A 20,141-nucleotide genomic window follows, 5' to 3' on the forward strand; every position below is an offset into this window, starting at 1 on the left:
AGATTTCGACGCGCAAAAAAAGAGCGCCCGGCAGGGCGCTCTGAAAACTGGTGGGTCGTCCGGGATTCGAACCCGGGACCAATGGATTAAAAGTCCAGTGCTCTACCAACTGAGCTAACGACCCATCGTTGAAAACTCAAGCGATCAATTTTACGGGCTGCGTGGCAAGGGCACAAGCAAGCGCCCCGCGGCCGGATCACGCATAACGCGTGGGATCGGCCAGCCCGGCCTCGCGAAAGCCCTGGGCGCGCAGGCGGCAGGCGTCGCAGTGTCCGCAGGCGCGACCTTCGTCGTCGGCCTGGTAGCAGCTGACCGTGGCGGAAAAGTCCACGCCCAGGCGCTGCCCTTCGCGGGCGATGTCGGCCTTGCTCATGCGCATCAGCGGCGCGTGGACACGGATACCGGCGCCCTCGACGCCGGCCTTGGTCGCCAGATTGGCCAGCTGTTCGAACGCCTCGATGAAGGCCGGCCGGCAATCGGGGTAACCCGAATAGTCGACCGCGTTGACGCCGCACCAGATGTCGCTGGAGCCCAGCACCTCGGCCCAGCCCAGCGCGATCGACAGCATGATGGTGTTGCGCGCCGGCACGTAGGTGACCGGGATGGCGCTGGCGTCCGCGGCATCCAGCGGCACGTCGATGTCGGCGGTCAACGCCGAGCCGCCGATGCTGCGCAGGTCGATGCCCACCGTCTTGTGCTCGACCGCACCCAGCATGCTGGACACGCGGTCGGACGCCGCCAGTTCCGAATGATGGCGCTGGCCATAGGAGACGCTCAGCGCGTGCACCTGATAGCCCTGTTCACGAGCCATGGCGATGACGACGGCCGAATCCATGCCGCCGGAAGCGAGTACGACGGCCTTGCGGGGGAAATTTTCAGACATGGTTTGCATCCACGGGGTACGACCGGTCACCGGCCGGAAAGCGCCACCGGCAACACAGGCCGGCGCGCGATGTTCGTTGCAGGGTCCGGCCACCGATGGCCGTTCCCGCTTCCCGCGCCCCGGGCGGGCGCAGAAAACTATCTCCCGGCGGCGTCATTCCACAGCAGCTTGTGCAGCTGCAGCTGGAAGCGCACCGGCAGCCTGTCGGCGATGATCCACTCGGCCAGTTCGCGCGGCTCGACCTTGCCCCAGACCGGCGAGAACAGCACCATGCAGCGATCGGCCAGGCTGTGCTCGGCCAGCATGGCGCATGACCACTCGTAGTCTTCGCGACTGGCGATGACGATCTTGATCTGGTCGTGCGGCAGCAGATGATCGAGGTTCGACCACAGGTTGCGCGCGCTTTCGCCCGAGCCGGGCGCCTTCAGGTCCATCACCTTGCGCACGCGGGGGTCGACGGCGGAGACGTCCAGCGCGCCCGAGGTCTCCAGCGACACCTCGTAACCGGCATCGCACAGGCGCTGCAGCAGGATCAGGCAGCGCTTCTGCGCCAGCGGCTCGCCGCCGGTGACACAGACGTGCCGCGCGCCATGCGAGGCGACTTCGGCCAGGATCTCGTCGATCCCGTGCCAGTCGCCGCCATGGAACGAATATTCGGTATCGCACCAGACGCAACGCAGCGGGCAGCCGGTGAGGCGCACGAACACGGTGCGCCAGCCGATCGCGTCGGCTTCGCCCTGGATCGAGTGGAAGATTTCGGTGATGCGCAGCCGCTCCGGGACGGCCACGGCAGGCGTCGCCGACGCCTGCTGCGCGTCATGACCACTCATCGCCGCGGGACTCAGTTGCCCGACTGCAGTTGCAGACGCTGCAGACGTTCCTTCGCCAGGCTGGCCGCCTTGGAACCCGGGTACTTCGTGGTGACCTGGGTCAGCGTGGCCCTGGCCTCGTCGCTCTTCTTCAGCTCGAGCTGGCTGTAACCCACCTTGAGCAGGGCGTCGGGCGCCTTGTCACTCTGCGGGAACTGGCTCAGCAGCTGCTGAAACGACTCCAGCGCCACCGGGTAGTTGGTGGTGGCGTAGTACGACTCGCCCAGCCAGTACCAGGCGTTGGGAACCAGCGGATGATTCGGGAATTGCTGGATGAAGCTGCGGAACTCGCGCGATGCTTCCACGTAATTGCCGCCGCGGATCGCCTTGAACGCCACGTCGTAAGCCGCCTGCGCCGCCGCCGGATCGCCTGCGGCTACAGCCGCGCTGGCTGCGACCGCCGGAGCGTTGCCGGCGGCCGCTGCTGCCGGCACATTCGCGCTGGCGCCTGCGGCGGGGCTGCCCGCGGCCGCGGCCGCTGCCGCCGGGTTGCCGGCGCCGGGCGCCGCGCCCGCGCCACCCGACTCCAGACGCCCGAGCCGGGCATCGAGATCGGTGTACTGGGCCTTGTTCTTGTCGTCGAGCGTCTGCAGCTGGTGCTGCAGTTCCTCGACCTGACCCTGCAGTTGCTGCACCTGGGCCTGCAACTGCTGCATCTGGTTGACCATGCCCGTGCCGGACTGGTCCTTGTTCTGTGCCTGCTGTTCCAGCCGCGCGACACGATCGGCGAGGCTCAACCGGGAGTCCTGCGCGAAAGCCGGGAACGCGAACAGCACGGCGGACGCGATGGCGCCCGCCGTGCTGATCCTGGCTGCAAAGCTGTTAGCCAGTCGCTTCATCATTACTGCGCCGTGTAGACGATCTCGACGCGACGATTCTTGCTCCAGCAATCCTCGTTGTGCTCACGGCAAACCGGCTTTTCCTTGCCATAGCTGATCACTTCCAGCTGGCTGGCCTGGCCGCCATTGGCCTGCAGCGCGTCGGAAACGGCATTGCCACGACGCTCGCCGAGGCCGAGGTTGTACTCGCGGGTGCCGCGCTCGTCGGTGTTGCCTTCCAGACGGATGTGCGACATCGGGCGATCCTGCAGGTACTTGGCGTGGCACGCCATGATCTGCTGGAACTCCGGCTTGATCTCGGTCTTGTCGAAGTCGAAGTACACGACGCGCTGACGCAGGCAGGCATCGGTATCGAGATCGGCGGGGGTGTACTTGCCGTCAGAGACGGGTGCCTGCACGGGAGCAGCCTGCTCCGGAGCCGGCTGCGGTTTGACTTCCTGCTTCTTGGAGCAAGCGGCCGCGCCTACGCAGAGCAGGGCAACCAGGGCGACGCGAACGGTCTTATTCATGGTGACGTTCCTTACGGGTTGAGTTCCGACAAACAATGACGATAGGAATTACGGGACAGCTGACGCCGGTTGACCGGCTGTTATTTTGACACTTGAAAGATCGATGGTGCGTGAGCCTGCACCATCCACCTGACTGGCTCTCGACGCGACAAGCGCCGTCACCGGAAACCGAAACGCGCCTTGCCGGCGCTGTTCGGGCCCAATCCCTGGGCATCATGCTGCCGCACTTTCGCGCAGCAGCATGAAAATATCATCGTTGCCGGTATGGCCCCCAGGCCGGTTCGCGCACGTCGCCATCGGAAAGTACGAGGCGCTGGCGAACCTGACCGTCAGCCGATACGGCGTACAGCACGCCGCGACGTCCTTCGGTAGCGGCATAGAGCAGCATGCTGGCATTCGGAGCAAAACTCGGGGACTCGTCAATCGGGCCCGGCGAGAGGAATCGCACCTGGTCACCCAGGCTGCGATCCATGATGGCAATACGATACACGTTCCCATTGCCCTGCACCATCGCGATCTGCTTGCCGTCGTAGCTCACCGAGGCGTTCGCGTTGTTCTGGCCCTGGAAACTGATCCGCTGCGGCGATCCGCCGCTGGCCGGGACCTGGTAGATCTGCGGCCGGCCGGAACGGTCGGAGGTGAAATAGATGCTCTGGCCGTCCGCCGACCAGACTGGCTCGGTGTCGATCGACAGGCTGTTGGTCAGGCGGGTTTCATGGCGGCTGCCCAGGTCCAGCACGAACAGTTCGAGGTTGCCCACGTAGGACAGCGCCACCGCCAGCTTGCTGCCGTCCGGCGACCACGCCGGCGCACCATTGATGCCGCGGGGGTGCGACTCCACCAGCTGGCGCGAGCCGGTGGTGATGTCCTGCACGTAGATGTTCGAGTTGCCGCTCTCGAACGACACATAGGCCAGCTTCTTGCCGTCCGGCGACCAGGCCGGCGACAGCAGCGACTCGCGCGAACGCGCCACCACCTGCGGGTTGTAGCCGTCCGAATCGGCCACCAGCAGCGAATACGTCGTGTTGTTGCCCAGGCCGACGGCGGTGATATAGGCGATGCGGGTCCAGAAGGCGCCACGCACGCCGGTGATCTTCTCGTAGATCACGTCGGCGATCTGGTGCGCCACGCTGCGCAGGTCACCGGCGGGCGCCGGCGGCATCTGCTGGTGCAGCAGGCTCTGCTGCTTGTTGACGTCCCACAGTTCGTATTCGACCTGGACCATGCCGTTGCCGGCGTCCCTGATGCTGCCGACCACGATGTAGTCCTGCTTGAGCAGGCGCCAGGTCGGGAACTTGATGTCGGCCCCCTTCGACGGGAACTCCACGATGTCGCTCTTGGCCAGCGAACGGAACTTGCCCGAGCGGTTGAAATCGTTGCGCATCACGTCGGCGACATCGGTCGACAGCGGGGCGCCCCCGGCTTGGGCAAAAGGCACCACCACGATCGGGGTGGCGGTCTTGACGCCACCGACGATGTCCACATTCAGCGACTGGGCCGCGGCAGGACCGGCGAACAAGGCCACGGCGGCCAGCAGGATGATGGCGAAGCTTGAGCTGAATTTGCGCATGGGCTTGATCATTGCGGCCTGAATGTGAAGGTAAGGTTGCGTTGGAACACGCTTTCAAAGCCCTTGTACGGCAGGGTCTTGGTGCGCAACACCGCGTTTTCGACCGAACGGCGACCTGCGTCGTCGTACGGACAGCTGGAATCGACGGTGGCACTCATCACGTCGCCACCGGGCGATTGCACGATATGAACCTGACAGGGGAGCGCCGCTATGTTATCCGGCCTTAACCAATTGGGCGTGACCGCATTCTGAATGGCCGCGGCGTATTCGTCGGCCAGATTGCTGTTCTGGCTGTTGTTGCCAGTCTGGCGCTGGTCGGCGGCCGGCAGGTCGGGCTGACCGTCATCCTGGGCGTTCTTGAGGTCCTCCAGCTGCTGCTTCGCCTGCTTTGCCTTGTTGTCCAGCTGCCTGGTCTGGGCCGAGGCCGCATCCATCTTGGCGAACAGCGCGTCGAGCTTCTTCTTTTCCTCAGCCTTCTTCTTCGCCGCCTCGGCATCCAGTTCGGACTGGCGCTGGCGTTCCTTTTCTTCCTGCAACTGCCTGGCGTCTTCGGCCTGCTTGGCGGCGTCCTCGACCACGCGTTCCTGGTCCTTGACGTCGACATGCTTGGGCGGCGGCGGCAGCTGGCTTACCGGCGGGGTCACCGGCGGTGGCGGGGTCGGCGGTGGGATGGTCGGCGGCGGCGGGGTGGAATCGGGCACGGGCTTGGCCTTGACCGCCTTCGGTGGCGGGCTGCCGGTGCGCCCGATCAGGGTTGCCTCGATGATCGGCCCCTGCAGCTCCAGCGGCTTGGCGCAGGCAATCGGGTTCATCCACGCCGGCAGATGCAGCGCGTTGAAGAAATTCTCGTAACTCGAACACGGCAGAACCGCGAGGAACAGAAACCCCACGATGCCGATGTGCAGGATGGCGGAGACTACGACCGCCTTCGGCGTCGCCTTACTTTCGTCCATCGGACGTGCTCTTGCCCTGCACCGGCTGGGCCATCAGGCCGACCTTGGAGACGCCGGCCTGCTGCAGGTCGGCCAGCACCTGGACCACGCCGCCGTAGTGCCCCTGGTCGTCGCCGGCCACCAGCACGTTGACGTCCGGATTGGTGCGCACGAACGCGCCGACCTTGGTCTGCAGTGCCGCCGCGTCCAGCAGCTCCTTCTCGGCGCCGGGCAGGGTCAGGAACAACTGGCCGTCCTGCTTCACCGTGACGATGACCGGGTCCTTCTTCTGCTGCAGCGACTTGGCGTCGGCCTGCGGCAGGTTCACGTCCACGTTGGACTTCATCATCGGCGTGGTGACCATGAAGATGATCAGCAGCACCAGCATCACGTCGATGTAGGGCACCACGTTGATTTCGGATTTGAGCTTGTAGCGCCGCTGACGGCCGGAGGTTCGCATGAGTGCTCTCCGCTCAGGCGACGTCGTCGGTCTGGATCTGCCGCTGCAGCACGGAGGAGAACTCCTCCTGGAACACGTCGTAACGCGAGGCGATGCGCTCGACCTTGGTGGCGTAGCGGTTGTACGCCCACTGCGCCGGGATCGCGGCGAACAGGCCCATGGCGGTGGCGATCAGCGCCTCGGAGATGTGCGGGGCGACCACCGCGATGGTGACGTCCTTCATCTCGCCCAGGCCCTGGAACGCACCCATGATGCCCCATACCGTGCCGAACAGGCCCACGTACGGGCTGATCGAGCCGACGTTGGCGAGGAATTCCAGGTTGCGTTCGAGCAGGCCGATCTCGCGCGTGCCGGCGACCTGCATGGCGCGCTCGGAACCCTCGATCACGCTGCGGGTGTCATGCGTCTTGCGCTGGCGCTGGCGGGCGAACTCGCGGAAGCCGGACTCGAAGATGTTCTCGATCCCGCCGGTGCCGCCCTGGCGGCTGCTGACCTCGCGGAACAGCTGGGCCAGGTCGCCGCCGGACCAGAAGCGCTCCTCGAATTCCTCGGCGTTCTCCATCGCCGCCTTGGTCTGCGAATACTTGCGCACGATGATGACCCAGGACAGGAACGAGAACACCAGCAATACCAGCAGCACCAGTTTCACCGGCAGGCTCGAATCCGCGATCAGCGTGAAAATGTTCAGTCCACCGTTCATTGCTTGCAGGTACTCCGCCGGTTCGGCTTGGTTGTTCTTTAAGGAATCAGGTCGGCCGGAATCGGTGCCGGCCGCATGCGCTGGAGATCGACGCAGGCCACCCGCACGCTGGCGCGGATCAGGCAACTGCCGTCCGCCTTCATGATCGTCTGGGTGAACAGGATACTGGCAGCGCGCCGTTCTTTGACGTCGACCGTTACCGTCAGTTCATCATCCAGCAGGGCTGGCTTGAGAAAGTCGATGTGCATGTCGCGCACCATGAAGGCCAGCCCGGTGGCCTGCTTGTACGCCAGCTGGTCCACGCCCAGCGCGCGCATCCACTCGCTGCGGGCGCGCTCCATGAAACGCAGGTAGCCGGCGTGATAGACCACGCCGCCGGCGTCGGTGTCTTCCCAGTAGACCCTGACCTTCCAGCTGAAAGGCAGTTGCGTGGCCGGCTCAGACATCGCCAGCCCCCGCCTCGAACAGGTCGGCCGCCTGCGCCTGGCGCGGCGGCGGGGTCAGCCCCAGGTGGCGCCAGCCCTTCGCGCTGACCATGCGGCCGCGGGCGGTGCGCACCAGGTAACCCTGCTGGATCAGGTACGGCTCGACCACGTCTTCCAGCGTGCCGCGGTCCTCGCTCAGCGCGGCGGCCAGCGACTCCACGCCAACCGGCCCGCCGTCGAAATTCTCGATGATCAGGCCGAGCAGGCGCCGGTCCAGTTCGTCGAACCCCTGCGGGTCGATCTTCAGCATGTCCAGCGCGGCCTGCGCCGCGGCCAGGGTGATCTCGCCACCGGCGCGCACCTCGGCATAATCGCGCACCCGGCGCAGCAGGCGGTTGGCGATGCGCGGCGTGCCGCGCGAGCGGCGGGCGATTTCCTGCGCCCCTTCCGGCGCGCAGCTGATGCCCAGGATTTTCGCCGCCCGGCGCACGATCGCGGTGAGCTCGTCGGTGGTGTAGAACTCCAGCCGCTGCACGATGCCGAAACGGTCGCGCAAGGGCGCGGTGAGCATGCCGGCGCGGGTGGTGGCCCCGATCAGGGTGAATGGCGGCAGGTCCAGCTTGATCGAGCGGGCGGCCGGGCCTTCACCGATCATGATGTCGATCTGGAAGTCTTCCATCGCCGGATAGAGCACTTCCTCGACCACCGGCGACAGGCGGTGGATCTCGTCGACGAACAGCACGTCGTTCGCCTCCAGGTTGGTCAGCAGCGCGGCGAGGTCGCCGGCGCGTTCCAGCACCGGGCCGGAGGTGGAGCGCACGTTGACGCCGAGCTCGTTGGCGATCACGTGGCTCAGTGTGGTCTTGCCCAGGCCAGGCGGGCCGAAGATCAGCACATGGTCCAGCGCCCCGCCCCGCTTCCTGGCCGCCTCGATGTAGATCGACAGCTGTTCGCGCACCGCCTGCTGGCCGAGGTATTCGGTCAGCCGCTTCGGCCGGATGGTGGCTTCCAGCGCCTCGTCGTCGAGCTGGGCGGATGCAGCGATGATGCGGGCTTCGGTCATGCCGCCATTATGGCAGGCGGATGAAACGGAGCGGGAATCACCGGCAGAGGCGGCCCTTCATGCCGGGAACGTGCTTTCCTGCACTTTCCCGGCTCGCCTGACCGGGCGATGCCCGATCAGGCTCCGAATGCCGATCGCAAAAACGATCGGCATTCGTGCGGCCCATCCGTGGGCCGCGGTGGAGATCCAATCCGCTGCGCGGATCAGATCTCCACCTGCGCCCCCAGCTCGATCAGCCGGTTGCCGGGGATCTGGAAGAACGCAGTGGCGGGCAGCGCGTTGCGCGACATGAAGGCGAACAGCTTGTCGCGCCACAGCGCCATGCCGGGACGACGCTCGTCCGCCACGATGCTCTCGCGGGACAGGAAGAAGGTGGTGTCCATCATGTCGAAGGCGAGACCTTCGCGCGAACACTGCGACAGCGCCTGCGGAATGTTCGGGTCCTCGGCGAAGCCGAAGCGCAGCTCCAGCGCGTAGAAGTCGTCGCTTCCGGACGACAGCGCGGTGAGCTGGATGCGTTCGTCGGCCTCGGCCACCGGTGTCTCCAGGATGCCGACGGTGAGCAGCACGTTGCGCTCGTGCAGCACCTTGTTGTGCTTCAGGTTGTGCAGCAGGGCATGCGGCACGGCGCTGAGATTGGCGGTGAGGAACACCGCCGTGCCGGGCACGCGCAGCGGCGGGTGCGCGGCCATGTTCTCGATGAACGGCGCCAGCGCCAGGCCGCCCTGCTTGATCTCGCGCACCACCAGCTCGCGACCGCGGCGCCAGGTGGTCATCACCGCGAACATCAGCAGGCCCAGCACCAGCGGGAACCAGCCGCCCTGCAGGATCTTCAGCGTATTGGCGCCGAAGTAGCTGAGGTCGATCGCCAGCAGGATCAGGCCCAGGCCGATCACCAGCAGCCGGCTCCACTGCCACATGCGGCGGGCCACGATCATCACCAGGACGGTGTCGATCGCCATCGTGCCGGTCACCGCGATGCCATAGGCGCCGGCCAGCGCATTGGACGAGCCGAAGCCGACCACGGTGGCGATCACCGCCACCATCAGGGCGCGGTTGATCCACGGCAGGAAGACCTGCCCGATCGCCTCGCGCGAGGTGTGCACCACCTGCATGCGGGGCAGGAAACCCAGCTGGATCGCCTGCCGGCACACGGTGAAAGCGCCGGAGATCACCGCCTGCGAAGCGATCACCGCCGCCACCGTGGCCAGCGCGATCATCGGATACAGCGCCCACTCCGGCACCGAGTGGTAGAACGGATTGGCGATGGTCTCCGGATGCACCAGCAGCAGGCCGCCCTGGCCGTAGTAGTTCAGCAGCAGCGCCGGCATCACGAAGAAGAACCACGCGGCACGAATCGGCACCCGGCCGAAATGGCCCATGTCGGTATACAGCGCCTCGGCGCCGGTCACGCACAACACCACCGAACCCAGTGCCAGGATCGAGGTCTTGCCATGGGTCATGAAGAACTGCACCGCATGCCATGGATTCAGCGCACGCAGCACTTCCGGTGCCTGGATGATGTTCCACACGCCGATCACCCCCAGCGCCAGGAACCACACCACCATGACCGGCCCGAAGATCGCGCCGACCTTGGCCGTGCCATGCCGCTGCAGCCAGAACAGGCCCAGCAGCACCGCCACCGTCACCGGCACCACGTAGTGCGACAGCGACGGCGCGGCCACCTGCAGGCCCTCGATCGCGGACAACACGGTAATGGATGGCGTGATCACGCCATCGCCGAAGAACAGCGCCGCCCCCAGCAAGGCCATCAGCATCACCGCCCGACGCGTGGCCACGGACTTGCCGCTGGCACGCTGCGCCAGCGTCATCAGCGCCATGATGCCGCCCTCGCCCTTGTTGTCCGCGCGCATGACCAGGCTGACGTATTTCACCGCCACCACCATGATCAGCGACCAGGTCACCAGCGACAGGATGCCCAGCACCGTGCTCGGCCGCGGATGCAGGCCGTGCTCGGGCAGGAAGGTCTCGTGCATGGTGTACAGCGGGCTGGTGCCGATGTCGCCGAACACCACGCCGATCGCGCCGAGGATCAGCGTCGACTTGGCGCCACGCACGTGGGCGGTATCACCGTGGGCCGATGGCTGGGCCGGGTTGTCTGCTTGCGTATTCATTGAAGTCCTGGCGAACTAGCTGCCCAGAGCGGCGCGCAGCGCCTTGCGGATGATGGCTTCGGCCGTATCGCCTTCCGCGGCCACTTTCTGCACCAGGCGGCTGACTTCGGCTGGCTTGTAGCCCAACTGCTGCAGCGCCACGGTCGCTTCGCCGGCCGCATCGAGCGGTGCGCTGGCGCGCTGCGGCGACACGCCGGGAACGCCGGCCACGCCATCGAGCCGGTCGCGCAGTTCCACCACGATGCGCTCGGCGGTCTTCTTGCCGATGCCGGGGATCTTGGTCAGGGCCACCACGTCACCGGCCTGCACCAGCCGCGCGAAATGGTCGGTGGACACGCCGGACAACACGGACAAGGCGATCTTCGCGCCAATGCCGCTGACCTTGAGCAGGTTGCGGAACAGCGCGCGCTCGGTCTCGTGCAGGAAGCCGTACAGGGTGATGCCGTCTTCCTTCACCGCATGATGGATCAGCAGCACCACTTCCTTGCCCAGGCCCGGCAGGTCGTAGATGGTCGACATCGGCGCCTCGACGTCGTAGCCGACCCCGCCCACGTCGACCAGCAACGACGGCGGCTGCTTGCCGATCAGGGTGCCGCGCAGACGCCCGATCACCGGCGTCGTCCCGCGATCTTGTTCATCCGCGACGCCTTCATCGGCGTCGCCTCCAGGCGGTGCGCGGAATGCCGACCCGGGCCAGGCTGGCCCGGGTATGCGCATGGGTCACGGCGATCGCCAGCGCATCAGCGGCGTCAGCCTGCAGCGGACCTTTCAGGCCAAGCAGAACACCGATCATGTGCTGCACCTGGGTCTTGTCGCCGCGGCCACTGCCGACCACGGACTGCTTCACTTCGGTTGCCGCGTATTCGTGCACCACGATCCCCTGACTGACCACTGCGCAAATGGCGGCGCCACGCGCCTGGCCCAGCTTCAATGCCGAGTCGGGGTTGCGCGCCATGAACACGCGCTCGATCCCGCACTCGGCCGGCCGATGCGTGGCGATGATGTCACACAGCTCGTCAAAGATGCGTTTGAGCCGCAACGGGAAAGTCGCCTCGCCCGCCACCGCAAGCGCGCCGTGGAACACATGGCTCAGCTTGCCCGTGTCGTCCACGTCGATGATGCCCACGCCGGTGCGCTGGCTGCCCGGATCGATACCGATGATCCGGGTGGATCGGGATTCGGTCAAAGCCACGGCTCGCACCTGGTCATCTCGCGGGCGCTGGAACGAGCCAGGAAACTCGCCGTGCGCACCAGCGAAACCGGAATCCCGAATCCCGAATCCCGGATTCCAGCGCCTTGCGGCTTCACGTCGGCAGCAGAGCGTTGTGCGACACCTCGCTGACGTCGTCCAGCGAGTCCAGCTTCTCGAGCAGGTCCATCAGCTGTTCCAGCGCCTCTTCCGGCACCTCGACGCGGTTGTTGGGGCGCATCACCACGCCGGCGTGCAGCGCGCTCAGCCCCGCGTCGACCAGCGCCTGCTGCACCGCCTCGAAATTTTCCGGCGCACACAGCACGGTGCTTTCGCCGTGCTCGTTGACCACGTCATCGGCGCCGGCTTCCAGTGCTGCTTCCAGCACTTTCTCCTCGGCCGCCTCGTCGCCGCCCGTGGCAAACACCAGCTCGCCGCAACGGGTGAACTGGAACGCCACCGAGCCGGACGTGCCCAGGTTGCCACCGTGCTTGGTCAGCGCGTAGCGCACGTCGGCCACGGTGCGGGTGGGGTTGTCCGTGAAGCTTTCGATGATCAGCGCGGTGCCGGCCGGGCCATAGCCCTCGTAGCGCAATTCCTGCATGTCGGCACCGCCGTCGGCACCGGAGCCGCGCTTGATCGCGCGCTCGATGGTGTCCTTGGTCATGTTGGCCGACAAGGCCTTGTCGATCGCCGCACGCAGGCGCGGGTTGCCGCCAGGGTCTGCCACTCCGGCGCGGGTGGCGACGGTGATTTCGCGGATCAGCTTGGTGAACACCTTGGCGCGCTTGGCGTCTTCGGCGTTCTTGCGACCTTCGATGGACGGACCTCTACCCATGACGATTCCTGCACGACGGCGGTTGGACAAGCCGGGAATTTTACCTGAATTGAACCTGTGTGCCGGATCGCGGGGTGCGGCGTCTCAACGAGGCGCCGGCGGCGAAAAACGCCCGTGGCGCAGGAAACCGGCGGCCAACTGCGCCACTTCGGGCGAAAACAGCAGGCCGGTGTGGTTGGTTTCGACCACGCAATGGTCGGCAAGCCCCGGCAGACGGGTCTCCTCGACCGCCACGGTGCCATCATGCTCGCCCTGGAAATGGCCGAGCATGGCGCCCAGTCCCAGCGGCGTGCAGCCGGCGATCATGCCCACCTCGCGCGGGCCATCCCAGCGTTCGAGCCCCTGCTCCAGCAGCTCGCGGTTGTGCCCCAGCAGGACCTCGCCACCGCGCCCCCAGCCGGCGAAGCTGCGCGCCGCCGCACTGCCGCGCAGCGGCGAACCGAGGCAGACGATGCGACCGGACGGCAGTGCGTCGGCGTCATGGCAGGCACGCAACGCCAGCAGCCCGCCCAGGCTGTGTCCGACCAGGTGCACGGACTGGGCATCGGCCTCGCCGAGCAAGGCGGTCATGCGCGCATGCAGCCGATCCAGGATGCGCTGCTCGGTGGCCGCCACGCTGAGGTAGTCGAAGCGATGCACGCGAAAGCCGGCCTCCATCAGCCGGCGATGCAGCATGGACAACGCGAAACCGCGCATCCACAGGCCGTGCAGCAGGATCACATGTTCAGACATGGCGAGCGCCGGGAAAAGTGGCCTGGGAGGCGGGAATCGAAAACGTGGAAGCGGCCGGCGTGGACAACCGCCCGAAGCCGCCCACGCTCCTAAGCCCGCACCGCCACGTGCAATTCCTTCAACTGTGCATCGCCGACCGGCGACGGCGCGTCGGTCATCAGATCCTGCGCGCTGGTGGTCTTGGGGAAGGCGATCACGTCGCGGATCGACTCGGTGCCGGCCATCAGCGCGGCGATGCGGTCGATGCCGAAGGCCAGGCCGCCGTGAGGCGGCGCGCCGAACTTCAGCGCCTTGAGCAGGAAGCCGAACTTCGCCTCGGCCTCGTCCGCGCCGATGCCAAGCAGCTCGAACACCGCACTCTGCATGTCCGGCCGGTGGATACGGATCGAACCGCCGCCGATCTCGTTGCCGTTGAGCACCATGTCGTAGCCCCGGCTCACCGCGGTGGCGGCGTGGCTCTTCAGGTCGGCGATGTCGTCGATCTTCGGCGCGGTGAACGGATGATGCAGGGCGACGTAGCGCTGTTCCTCCGCGTCGTATTCGAACATCGGGAAGTCGGTGACCCACAGCGGCTTCCAGCTGTCCTCGACCAGGCCGCGGTCCTTGCCCACCTTCAGGCGCACCGCGCCCATGAAGTCGCTGACGGTCTTCCACGCGCCGGCACCGAAGAACACGATGTCGCCGCTCTGCGCGCCGGTGGCTTTCAGCACGCCGTCCAGCGCCGCGTCGTCGAGGAACTTCGCCACCGGCGAATTGATGCCTTCGCGCCCCTTGGCCATATCCTCGACCTTGAGCCAGGCCAGGCCCTTCGCGCCGTAACGCGAGGCGTATTCGGTCAGGCCGTCGATGTCCTTGCGCGACAGCGCGCTGCCGCCGGGCACGCGCAAGGCCGCCACGCGACCGTCCGGGGCATTGGCCGGCTCGGCGAACACCTTGAACTCGATGTGCCTGAGCACGTCGGCCACGTCGACCAGCTCCAGCGCGATGCGCAGGTCCGGCTTGTCCGAACCGAAGCGGCGCATCGCCTCCATCCAGGTCATGCGGGGGAACGCGGCGTCCAGCTCCACGCCCTGCACTTCGCGGAACACGTGGCGGATCAGCTCCTCCACGAAATCCTGCACGTCTTTCTCTTCGACGAAGGCGAACTCCAGGTCGAGCTGGGTGAATTCCGGCTGGCGGTCGGCGCGCAGGTCCTCGTCGCGGAAGCAGCGGGCGATCTGATAATAGCGATCGAAACCGGCCATCATCAGGATCTGCTTGAACAGCTGCGGCGACTGCGGCAGCGCGTAGAACTGGCCCGGGTGCACGCGGCTGGGCACCAGGTAGTCGCGCGCGCCCTCGGGAGTGGCCTTGGTCAGGATCGGCGTCTCGATGTCCTGGAAGCCGCGCTCGTCCAGGTAGCGGCGCAGCGTCTGCACCAACCTGATCCGCTTGCGCATCATCGCCTGCATCTCGGGGCGGCGCAGGTCGAGGTAGCGGTAGGTCATCCGCATGTCTTCGTTGGGATTCTCGTGCAGCGCGAACGGCAGGTCCTTCGCGGCGTTGAGGATCTCCACCGTGTCGGCCAGCAGCTCGACCGTGCCAGTCTTCAACTTGTCGTTGACCGACACGCGCGGGCGGATGGTGCCGGTGACGCGCAGGCAATACTCGTTGCCGATCTCGCCGGCCACGGCAAAGGCCGCGGCGTTGTCGCGGTCGACCACCACCTGCGCCAGGCCCTCGTGGTCGCGCAGGTCGACGAAGGCGACGTGGGCCTGCAGACGAATCTTGTTGACCCAGCCGCACAGGGTGACGGACTGGCCGATCAGCGACTCATCGATGAGGCCGCAGTAATGCGTGCGCATGCGTTGGAACTCCGGCGTCGCCGCGGGGCGACTTCAGGCAGGGGAAAAGACCGCCAAGTTTACCACCGCCGCGCGCCGCGGCGGACTGGTGGCGGACGACCGCCACCAGCCCGGGCCCGCATCACCAGCGGCGATCGACCAGGAACTGGCCGCGGCAACCATGCGCCACCCACACTCCGGCGCGGTTCCAGCCCCAGCTGTAGCCCTCCGTGCAGCGGGCATCGGAGAGCTGACGGCCCAGTCGCACGCTGCCGTTGCGGCCCACGTCGACCTGGCACATCTGGTACTTCTTCTTGTTGCTGTCGCACTGCAGGCTGATCCGGCGATTCCAGTCCGGGCCGGGCTGCCAGCCGCCGTGCTGATGGCCATGTCCCCGACGATCACCGCGGTTGTCACCATAGCCACCGCGTCCCGCCGGACCGAACAGGCCGCGACAACCCCGGTCGACCCACAAGGTGCCGTGGTCCATGCCCCAGCTCTGACCCTCGATGCAGGCGCCCTTGGACTCCTGCTTGTAGAGTTCAACCCGGCGCCACGGCACGGCGCAGCGGGCATAGTGCCCGTCCTTGCTCACGCAGCGCACCGGCGTATCGGACTGCGCACGCACCGGTGGCGCGATCCCGAGCAGGCTGCCCAGCAGTCCTGCGATGACGATTCCACTGGTCCATCCGCTGATTGCGCGCATCAGTCTGGCTCCTCGCTGGCAGTGGCGGCAGCAGGATCGCCGCCGTCCTCGGGCGTCAGCATATCTTGCGACGCCACGCAGGAAACTGCGCGGCCGTTCCGTGGTTCAGCTTCCGCTGCTGCCCGATCCGCCCGCTGCCGGCGCGGGGCTGGCAGCCGGAGCGGGAGCAGCGGCCGCAGTTGCCGGTGCACCGGCAGCAGGCTTGGCTTCGCCCGGTGACGCATCGACCAGGTTGCGCTTCTTGTCGCCGTCCTTCTTGAAGTCAGTCTCGTACCAGCCGCTGCCAGCCAGCCGGAAGGACGGCGCGCTGACCCGCCGGTGCAGGCTCGGGGTGTCGCACGCGGGGCAGACCACCGGATCGGTGTCGGACAACTTCTGCAGGCGGTCGAAACGGTGGCCGCACTGGCTGCATTCGAATTCGTAGATGGGCATGAAGGCTCCGGAAAATCCCGCCGGCATGCGAGCCGGCAACTGGCCATTATCGGCGCTGACCGGCGGATTTCAACGTGCCGGACCGCTCATGGCGACGTGCGCGGCCGGGTAGTAGCCTCGGGACCGCAACCAGGCGCGACCGCCCCGCCATACGCCCGCACGCCGCGATAGATGCAACGGCGATGGACGTATAGACGTCTATACGTCTATTGACGGCCGATCCGTGCACCACTAGTCTGTGGCTGCTGCATCGCAACAACACCTATCCGGAGAACCTCATGAGCAAGCGTCCCCGTACGACCGCGTCGGCATGGCTTCCTGCCGCGGTGTTGCTGGCACTGGCCGGCAATGCCGCGGCGCAGGAAGCACAGGCACCGGCACCCGCCAAGGCCCGCGACCTCAGTGCCGTGATCGTCACCGGCACCCGCGCCGACAACCGCACGGAAAGCAGCTCGCTGACCCCGATCGACGTGGTGTCGGCCAAGGTCCTGCAGCAGACCGGCACCAGCGAGTTGTCCACGGCGCTGGCGCGCATCATTCCCTCGCTGAACTTCCCGCGCCCGGCCGCCGCTGACTCGGCCGATACGCAGCGCCCCGCCCAGTTGCGCGGCCTGTCGCCCGACGAAGTGCTGGTGCTGGTGAACGGCAAGCGCTGGCATCCGGGCGCCATCCTGCTCAACAACGGCGTGATCGGCCGCGGCTCGCAGCCGGTGGATCTGAACACCATCCCGATGTCCGCCATCGACCACATCGAAGTCTTGCGCGACGGTGCGTCCGCCCAGTACGGCTCGGACGCCATCGCCGGCGTCATCAACATCATCCTGAAACAGGGCGCCAAGGGCGGCGACGTGCAGGTCAGCGGCGGTCAGTATTCCGCGGGCGACGGCAGGCAGTGGCAGGGCTCGGCCAACTTCGGCATCCCGCTGGGCGGCGACAAGGGCTGGTTGCGCTTCGCGCTGCAGAGCGGCAAGCAGGATCACACCAATCGTGCCGGGCCGGACAATCGTCCCGGCTTCCCGCAACTGGGCGTGAACTTCCGCCAGGGCGACCCGGACGTGCATGACAACAACCTGCTGCTGAATGCGCAGTACGACATCACCCCGGACGTGCAGCTGTACAGCTTCGGGCACTACGGTCGCCGCCAGAGCACGTCGCCCGCGTTCTTCCGCTACGGCACCAATTCGCCCAAGCCGAACAATGCACTGATCGGCCAGGTGTATCCGGACGGCTTCCTGCCGCTCGAACACGCCGACTCCACCGACACCTCGCTGGTGGCGGGCCTGCGTGGCAAGATCAATGGCTGGCGCTGGGACCTGAGCGGCAACTACGGTCGCAACCGGGTTTCCTACGAAACGCGCAACAGCACCAACTATGCCTACCTCAACGACTTCGGCAGCGCGCCCAGCGTATTCAGTGACGGCATCCTCAGCGCCTCGCAGCAGAGCCTGGACCTCGACGTCGCCAAGGACATCCAGGCTGGCTGGCTGCCCAATTCGCTCACGGTGGCGTTCGGCGCCCAGTATCTGCGGCAGACCTACGCCATCGATGCCGGCTCGCTGCCGTCCTGGTACGTGGGCACCTCCGGCGTCTCGGGCGGCGCGCAGGGCTTCGCCGGCTGGCAGCCGGCGAACGCGGTCGACGCCTCGCGCCACGACGTGGCCGCCTACCTCGACCTCGAAACCAACCTCACCGACCGGCTTGGTGTCGCCGCCGCCGTGCGGCATGAGCACTACAACGACTTCGGCAACACCACGTCCGGCTCGCTGTCGGGGCGCTTCGACTTCACCGACAGCTTCGCCATCCGCGGCAGTGCCTCCACGGGCTTCCGGGCGCCCTCGCTGGGGCAGGAGTATTTCTCGCAGATATCCTCGCTGTTCTATGGCGCCGGCAGCCTGCCGGGCCTGCCGGCTGGCATCTACAACCGCGGCCTGGTGCCGGTCGGCAGCCAGATCGCCCAGCTGCTGGGCGCCGAAGCGCTGAAGCCGGAGAAGTCCAGGAACTACACCCTGGGCACGGTATGGAGCCCCACTGATGCGCTGACCCTCAGCCTGGACGTGTACCAGATCAACATCCGGGACCGCGTGGCGCTGTCCGGCGCGATCTCGACCACCACGCCCGCGGTGGTCAGCTACCTGGCCGCCAACGGCATCAGCGACCTCGGCTACAGCAGCGTCAACTACTTCACCAACGCGGCGAACACGCGCACCCGCGGCGTCGACTTCGTGGGCAGCTACCTGGCCGACCTCGGCAACGCGGGCACCCTGGCCACCACGCTCAGCGCGAACTACAACCAGAACACGGTCACCGACGTGAAGCCCAACCCGGCGGTGCTGGACAACCTGGGCGTCAGCTTCGTTCGCCTGAACCGCCAGGACATCCAGGGGTACCTGGGCAATTCGAGCCCGCGCAGCAAGCTCATCCTCAATGAGCAGTACAACGTCGGCAACTGGGGCGTGACCGGCACGCTGACCCGCTATGGCCGCTACACCAGCTATGTCAGCAGCCTGGCCAGCTACAACCCGAGCGCCACGCCGCCGGTGATCGACCAGACCTTCACGCCCAAGTGGGTGCTCGACCTGGCGGTGAACTACAACCTCCATGACTGGACCTTCACGGTGGGCGCGGACAACGCCCTCGACGCCCATCCGGACAGGAACATCGCCAACAACACCAACAACGGCACCCTGCCCTACTCGACCTTCTCGCCGTTCGGCTACAACGGCGCCTACGTCTACGGCAAGGTGCGTTACAGCTGGCAGTGACGACGAACCATTCCTGACAATACGCAGCCCCGGCGCGACCGGGGCTGCGCCCGACTCACCGTTCGCCACCGACTTCATTGACCGCCTGGGCCCCACCATCGGGGCACCACTGCCCCGGCAGCTCCCGCAACGCCGGCGCTGTCGTCCCCGCCGCCAGGCATTGACGGTTTTGCCTTACAGCACCTGCCGTCCGCGCTGACAGCCGACCCGACGGCGCCCCGGGATAATCGCCGCACAGGGTGCCGCCCGGCACAGGGGAATGCACCCCGGCAGGGATCGCTTGACAAGGCCAATCCCGCACGACCAGCATCCGGCGTGATCGCGCAACGGCAAACGCCTGCGCCGCCCGCGACACTCGGCAGCCGGAATCCAGGGGGATTGCGGGGGGACTGCACCCTGGCACGACACCACACCTGTACGTTCGCCGCGGCATCGCGCGTCGATCGGACAGGCATCACGCCAATGACTGGAGGGGACTTGATGAAACTCGCAAACCACACGGGCCTGCTGGGCGCAGCGCTGGCCCTGGCATTGACCGCAGGCGGGGCCGCCATGGCCCGCGAAGCGCCGACGATGACCGTCGCCGTGATCGACTTCACCAACCAGACCAGCTCCGCCAGCTGGTGGAACGGCGACGTCGGCAACCAGCTGGCCGACGTGCTCAGCAACGAGCTGAGCGCCACCGGCGACTTCAAGGTGATCGAACGACAGAAGATCGACGCCGTGCTCGCCGAGCAGGACCTGGCCGCTTCCTCGCGCATGCGCCCGGGCAGCACGCCGCACACCGGCAACATCACCGGCGCCCAGTACCTGGTCACCGGCAGCGTCGCCGCTTACACCGAAGACACATCGAAGACGGGCGGCGGCCTCAACATCGCGGGCTTCCGCGTGGGCGGCGGCAAATCCCAAGCCTACGTGGCGATCGATCTGCGGGTGATCGACGCGGAAACTTCCGAAGTGGTGTATTCGCGCACGGTCGAGGGCAACAGCTCCGGCGGCGGGGTCAATCTCAGCGGCTTCACCCACGGCGTCGGCGGTGACTTCGGCCACTCGAAGAAGACGCCGGCCAGCAAGGCCGTGCGCGCGGCGTTGATCGAGGCCACCGATTATCTGGACTGCGTGATGGTCAAGCGCGACGGCTGCGAGGCCCGCTACCAGCAGAAGGAACAGCGCCGCCGCGACAACGACAAGAAGGTGCTCGACCTCGAGTAAGTCCAAGCGACCGCCCCACCGGGGCGGAGGCCGCATCGAGCAAACCACGGGGCCATCCGGCG

General features: G+C 66.7%; 20 protein-coding genes and 1 tRNA gene. 2 read left to right on the top strand and 19 right to left on the bottom strand.

Features of this window, described 5'->3' with window-relative positions:
* Positions 1-48: 48 nt before the first annotated feature.
* From ASD82_RS07720 to ASD82_RS07810, 19 genes are all read right to left on the bottom strand, one after another.
* Positions 49-124 (bottom strand) — tRNA-Lys (locus ASD82_RS07720).
* Positions 125-196: 72 nt separating this feature from the next.
* Complete coding sequence (gene queC, locus ASD82_RS07725; protein ID WP_056717294.1) at positions 197-883, bottom strand: 7-cyano-7-deazaguanine synthase QueC; 687 nt, start codon at positions 881-883, stop codon at positions 197-199.
* Between the two features lie 137 nt (positions 884-1,020).
* Positions 1,021-1,713: a 7-carboxy-7-deazaguanine synthase QueE gene (queE, locus tag ASD82_RS07730; RefSeq protein ID WP_056717258.1), complete on the bottom strand. Its 693-nt coding sequence runs from the start codon at positions 1,711-1,713 to the stop codon at positions 1,021-1,023.
* Positions 1,714-1,724: 11 nt separating this feature from the next.
* Entirely contained in the window at positions 1,725-2,594 is an 870-nt protein-coding gene (gene ybgF / locus ASD82_RS07735; protein ID WP_056717259.1) for a tol-pal system protein YbgF, read from the bottom strand.
* Positions 2,594-3,100 carry a peptidoglycan-associated lipoprotein Pal gene (gene pal / locus ASD82_RS07740; RefSeq protein WP_056717260.1) on the bottom strand — a complete coding sequence of 169 codons (507 nt, stop codon included), beginning with the start codon at positions 3,098-3,100 and terminating at the stop codon, positions 2,594-2,596. The genes ybgF and pal overlap by 1 nt, the downstream gene beginning before the upstream one ends.
* A 250-nt stretch (positions 3,101-3,350) precedes the next feature.
* Complete coding sequence (gene tolB, locus ASD82_RS07745; protein ID WP_200946195.1) at positions 3,351-4,682, bottom strand: Tol-Pal system beta propeller repeat protein TolB; 1,332 nt, start codon at positions 4,680-4,682, stop codon at positions 3,351-3,353.
* Positions 4,679-5,623, bottom strand: a complete 945-nt coding sequence (tolA, locus tag ASD82_RS07750; RefSeq protein ID WP_056717261.1) for a cell envelope integrity protein TolA — start codon at positions 5,621-5,623, stop codon at positions 4,679-4,681. The genes tolB and tolA overlap by 4 nt, the downstream gene beginning before the upstream one ends.
* A complete protein-coding gene (tolR, locus tag ASD82_RS07755) occupies positions 5,610-6,062 on the bottom strand; it encodes a protein TolR (protein WP_007808412.1) in 453 nt (150 codons plus the stop codon). The genes tolA and tolR overlap by 14 nt, the downstream gene beginning before the upstream one ends.
* A 13-nt stretch (positions 6,063-6,075) precedes the next feature.
* Positions 6,076-6,762: a protein TolQ gene (tolQ, locus tag ASD82_RS07760; RefSeq protein WP_007808409.1), complete on the bottom strand. Its 687-nt coding sequence runs from the start codon at positions 6,760-6,762 to the stop codon at positions 6,076-6,078.
* Positions 6,763-6,800: 38 nt separating this feature from the next.
* A complete protein-coding gene (gene ybgC, locus ASD82_RS07765; protein WP_056717262.1) occupies positions 6,801-7,208 on the bottom strand; it encodes a tol-pal system-associated acyl-CoA thioesterase in 408 nt (135 codons plus the stop codon).
* Entirely contained in the window at positions 7,201-8,250 is a 1,050-nt protein-coding gene (gene ruvB / locus ASD82_RS07770; protein WP_056717263.1) for a Holliday junction branch migration DNA helicase RuvB, read from the bottom strand. Before ruvB ends, ybgC begins: the two co-directional genes overlap by 8 nt.
* Positions 8,251-8,453: 203 nt before the next feature.
* Entirely contained in the window at positions 8,454-10,385 is a 1,932-nt protein-coding gene (locus ASD82_RS07775) for a potassium transporter Kup (RefSeq protein ID WP_056717264.1), read from the bottom strand.
* Between the two features lie 15 nt (positions 10,386-10,400).
* Positions 10,401-10,997: a Holliday junction branch migration protein RuvA gene (ruvA, locus tag ASD82_RS07780; RefSeq protein WP_056717265.1), complete on the bottom strand. Its 597-nt coding sequence runs from the start codon at positions 10,995-10,997 to the stop codon at positions 10,401-10,403.
* Between the two features lie 37 nt (positions 10,998-11,034).
* Positions 11,035-11,577, bottom strand: a complete 543-nt coding sequence (gene ruvC, locus ASD82_RS07785; RefSeq protein WP_235577823.1) for a crossover junction endodeoxyribonuclease RuvC — start codon at positions 11,575-11,577, stop codon at positions 11,035-11,037.
* A 112-nt stretch (positions 11,578-11,689) separates the two neighbouring features.
* Complete coding sequence (locus ASD82_RS07790; protein WP_007808398.1) at positions 11,690-12,412, bottom strand: YebC/PmpR family DNA-binding transcriptional regulator; 723 nt, start codon at positions 12,410-12,412, stop codon at positions 11,690-11,692.
* Positions 12,413-12,496: 84 nt separating this feature from the next.
* On the bottom strand, positions 12,497-13,144 hold the full coding sequence (locus tag ASD82_RS07795) for an alpha/beta hydrolase (RefSeq protein ID WP_056717267.1): 648 nt from the start codon (positions 13,142-13,144) through the stop codon (positions 12,497-12,499).
* Between the two features lie 89 nt (positions 13,145-13,233).
* The gene (gene aspS / locus ASD82_RS07800) at positions 13,234-14,988 is read right to left on the bottom strand and encodes an aspartate--tRNA ligase (protein ID WP_056717268.1); all 1,755 of its coding nucleotides are present in this window, start codon (positions 14,986-14,988) and stop codon (positions 13,234-13,236) included.
* A gap of 121 nt (positions 14,989-15,109) precedes the next feature.
* Positions 15,110-15,673 (bottom strand): DUF3011 domain-containing protein, encoded by a 564-nt coding sequence (locus tag ASD82_RS07805; RefSeq protein ID WP_056717269.1) that lies wholly within the window; start codon positions 15,671-15,673, stop codon positions 15,110-15,112.
* A gap of 105 nt (positions 15,674-15,778) precedes the next feature.
* Positions 15,779-16,105, bottom strand: coding sequence for a zinc ribbon domain-containing protein (locus ASD82_RS07810; protein WP_056717270.1), 327 nt, complete (start codon positions 16,103-16,105; stop codon positions 15,779-15,781).
* 278 nt (positions 16,106-16,383) lie between these two features.
* Here ASD82_RS07810 and ASD82_RS07815 point away from each other — a divergent pair, with 278 nt between their 5' ends.
* Both ASD82_RS07815 and ASD82_RS07820 read left to right on the top strand, forming a co-directional pair.
* Positions 16,384-18,867, top strand: a complete 2,484-nt coding sequence (locus tag ASD82_RS07815) for a TonB-dependent receptor (protein WP_056717296.1) — start codon at positions 16,384-16,386, stop codon at positions 18,865-18,867.
* A 480-nt stretch (positions 18,868-19,347) separates the two neighbouring features.
* A complete protein-coding gene (locus ASD82_RS07820; protein ID WP_056717271.1) occupies positions 19,348-20,079 on the top strand; it encodes a CsgG/HfaB family protein in 732 nt (243 codons plus the stop codon).
* Positions 20,080-20,141 lie beyond the last annotated feature (62 nt).

The organism is Rhodanobacter sp. Root179 (assembly GCF_001428465.1).
Classification (GTDB): Bacteria; Pseudomonadota; Gammaproteobacteria; order Xanthomonadales; family Rhodanobacteraceae; genus Rhodanobacter.

Bases quoted from the DNA above. Each gene is read 5' to 3' on its own strand.
- queC (WP_056717294.1), bottom strand. From the start codon at position 883: ATGTCTGAAAATTTCCCCCGCAAGGCCGTCGTACTCGCTTCCGGCGGC.
- queE (WP_056717258.1), bottom strand. From the start codon at position 1,713: ATGAGTGGTCATGACGCGCAGCAGGCGTCGGCGACGCCTGCCGTGGCC.
- ybgF (WP_056717259.1), bottom strand. From the start codon at position 2,594: ATGATGAAGCGACTGGCTAACAGCTTTGCAGCCAGGATCAGCACGGCG.
- pal (WP_056717260.1), bottom strand. From the start codon at position 3,100: ATGAATAAGACCGTTCGCGTCGCCCTGGTTGCCCTGCTCTGCGTAGGC.
- tolB (WP_200946195.1), bottom strand. From the start codon at position 4,682: ATGATCAAGCCCATGCGCAAATTCAGCTCAAGCTTCGCCATCATCCTG.
- tolA (WP_056717261.1), bottom strand. From the start codon at position 5,623: ATGGACGAAAGTAAGGCGACGCCGAAGGCGGTCGTAGTCTCCGCCATC.
- tolR (WP_007808412.1), bottom strand. From the start codon at position 6,062: ATGCGAACCTCCGGCCGTCAGCGGCGCTACAAGCTCAAATCCGAAATC.
- tolQ (WP_007808409.1), bottom strand. From the start codon at position 6,762: ATGAACGGTGGACTGAACATTTTCACGCTGATCGCGGATTCGAGCCTG.
- ybgC (WP_056717262.1), bottom strand. From the start codon at position 7,208: ATGTCTGAGCCGGCCACGCAACTGCCTTTCAGCTGGAAGGTCAGGGTC.
- ruvB (WP_056717263.1), bottom strand. From the start codon at position 8,250: ATGACCGAAGCCCGCATCATCGCTGCATCCGCCCAGCTCGACGACGAG.
- ASD82_RS07775 (WP_056717264.1), bottom strand. From the start codon at position 10,385: ATGAATACGCAAGCAGACAACCCGGCCCAGCCATCGGCCCACGGTGAT.
- ASD82_RS07790 (WP_007808398.1), bottom strand. From the start codon at position 12,412: ATGGGTAGAGGTCCGTCCATCGAAGGTCGCAAGAACGCCGAAGACGCC.
- ASD82_RS07795 (WP_056717267.1), bottom strand. From the start codon at position 13,144: ATGTCTGAACATGTGATCCTGCTGCACGGCCTGTGGATGCGCGGTTTC.
- aspS (WP_056717268.1), bottom strand. From the start codon at position 14,988: ATGCGCACGCATTACTGCGGCCTCATCGATGAGTCGCTGATCGGCCAG.
- ASD82_RS07805 (WP_056717269.1), bottom strand. From the start codon at position 15,673: ATGCGCGCAATCAGCGGATGGACCAGTGGAATCGTCATCGCAGGACTG.
- ASD82_RS07810 (WP_056717270.1), bottom strand. From the start codon at position 16,105: ATGCCCATCTACGAATTCGAATGCAGCCAGTGCGGCCACCGTTTCGAC.
- ASD82_RS07815 (WP_056717296.1), top strand. From the start codon at position 16,384: ATGAGCAAGCGTCCCCGTACGACCGCGTCGGCATGGCTTCCTGCCGCG.
- ASD82_RS07820 (WP_056717271.1), top strand. From the start codon at position 19,348: ATGAAACTCGCAAACCACACGGGCCTGCTGGGCGCAGCGCTGGCCCTG.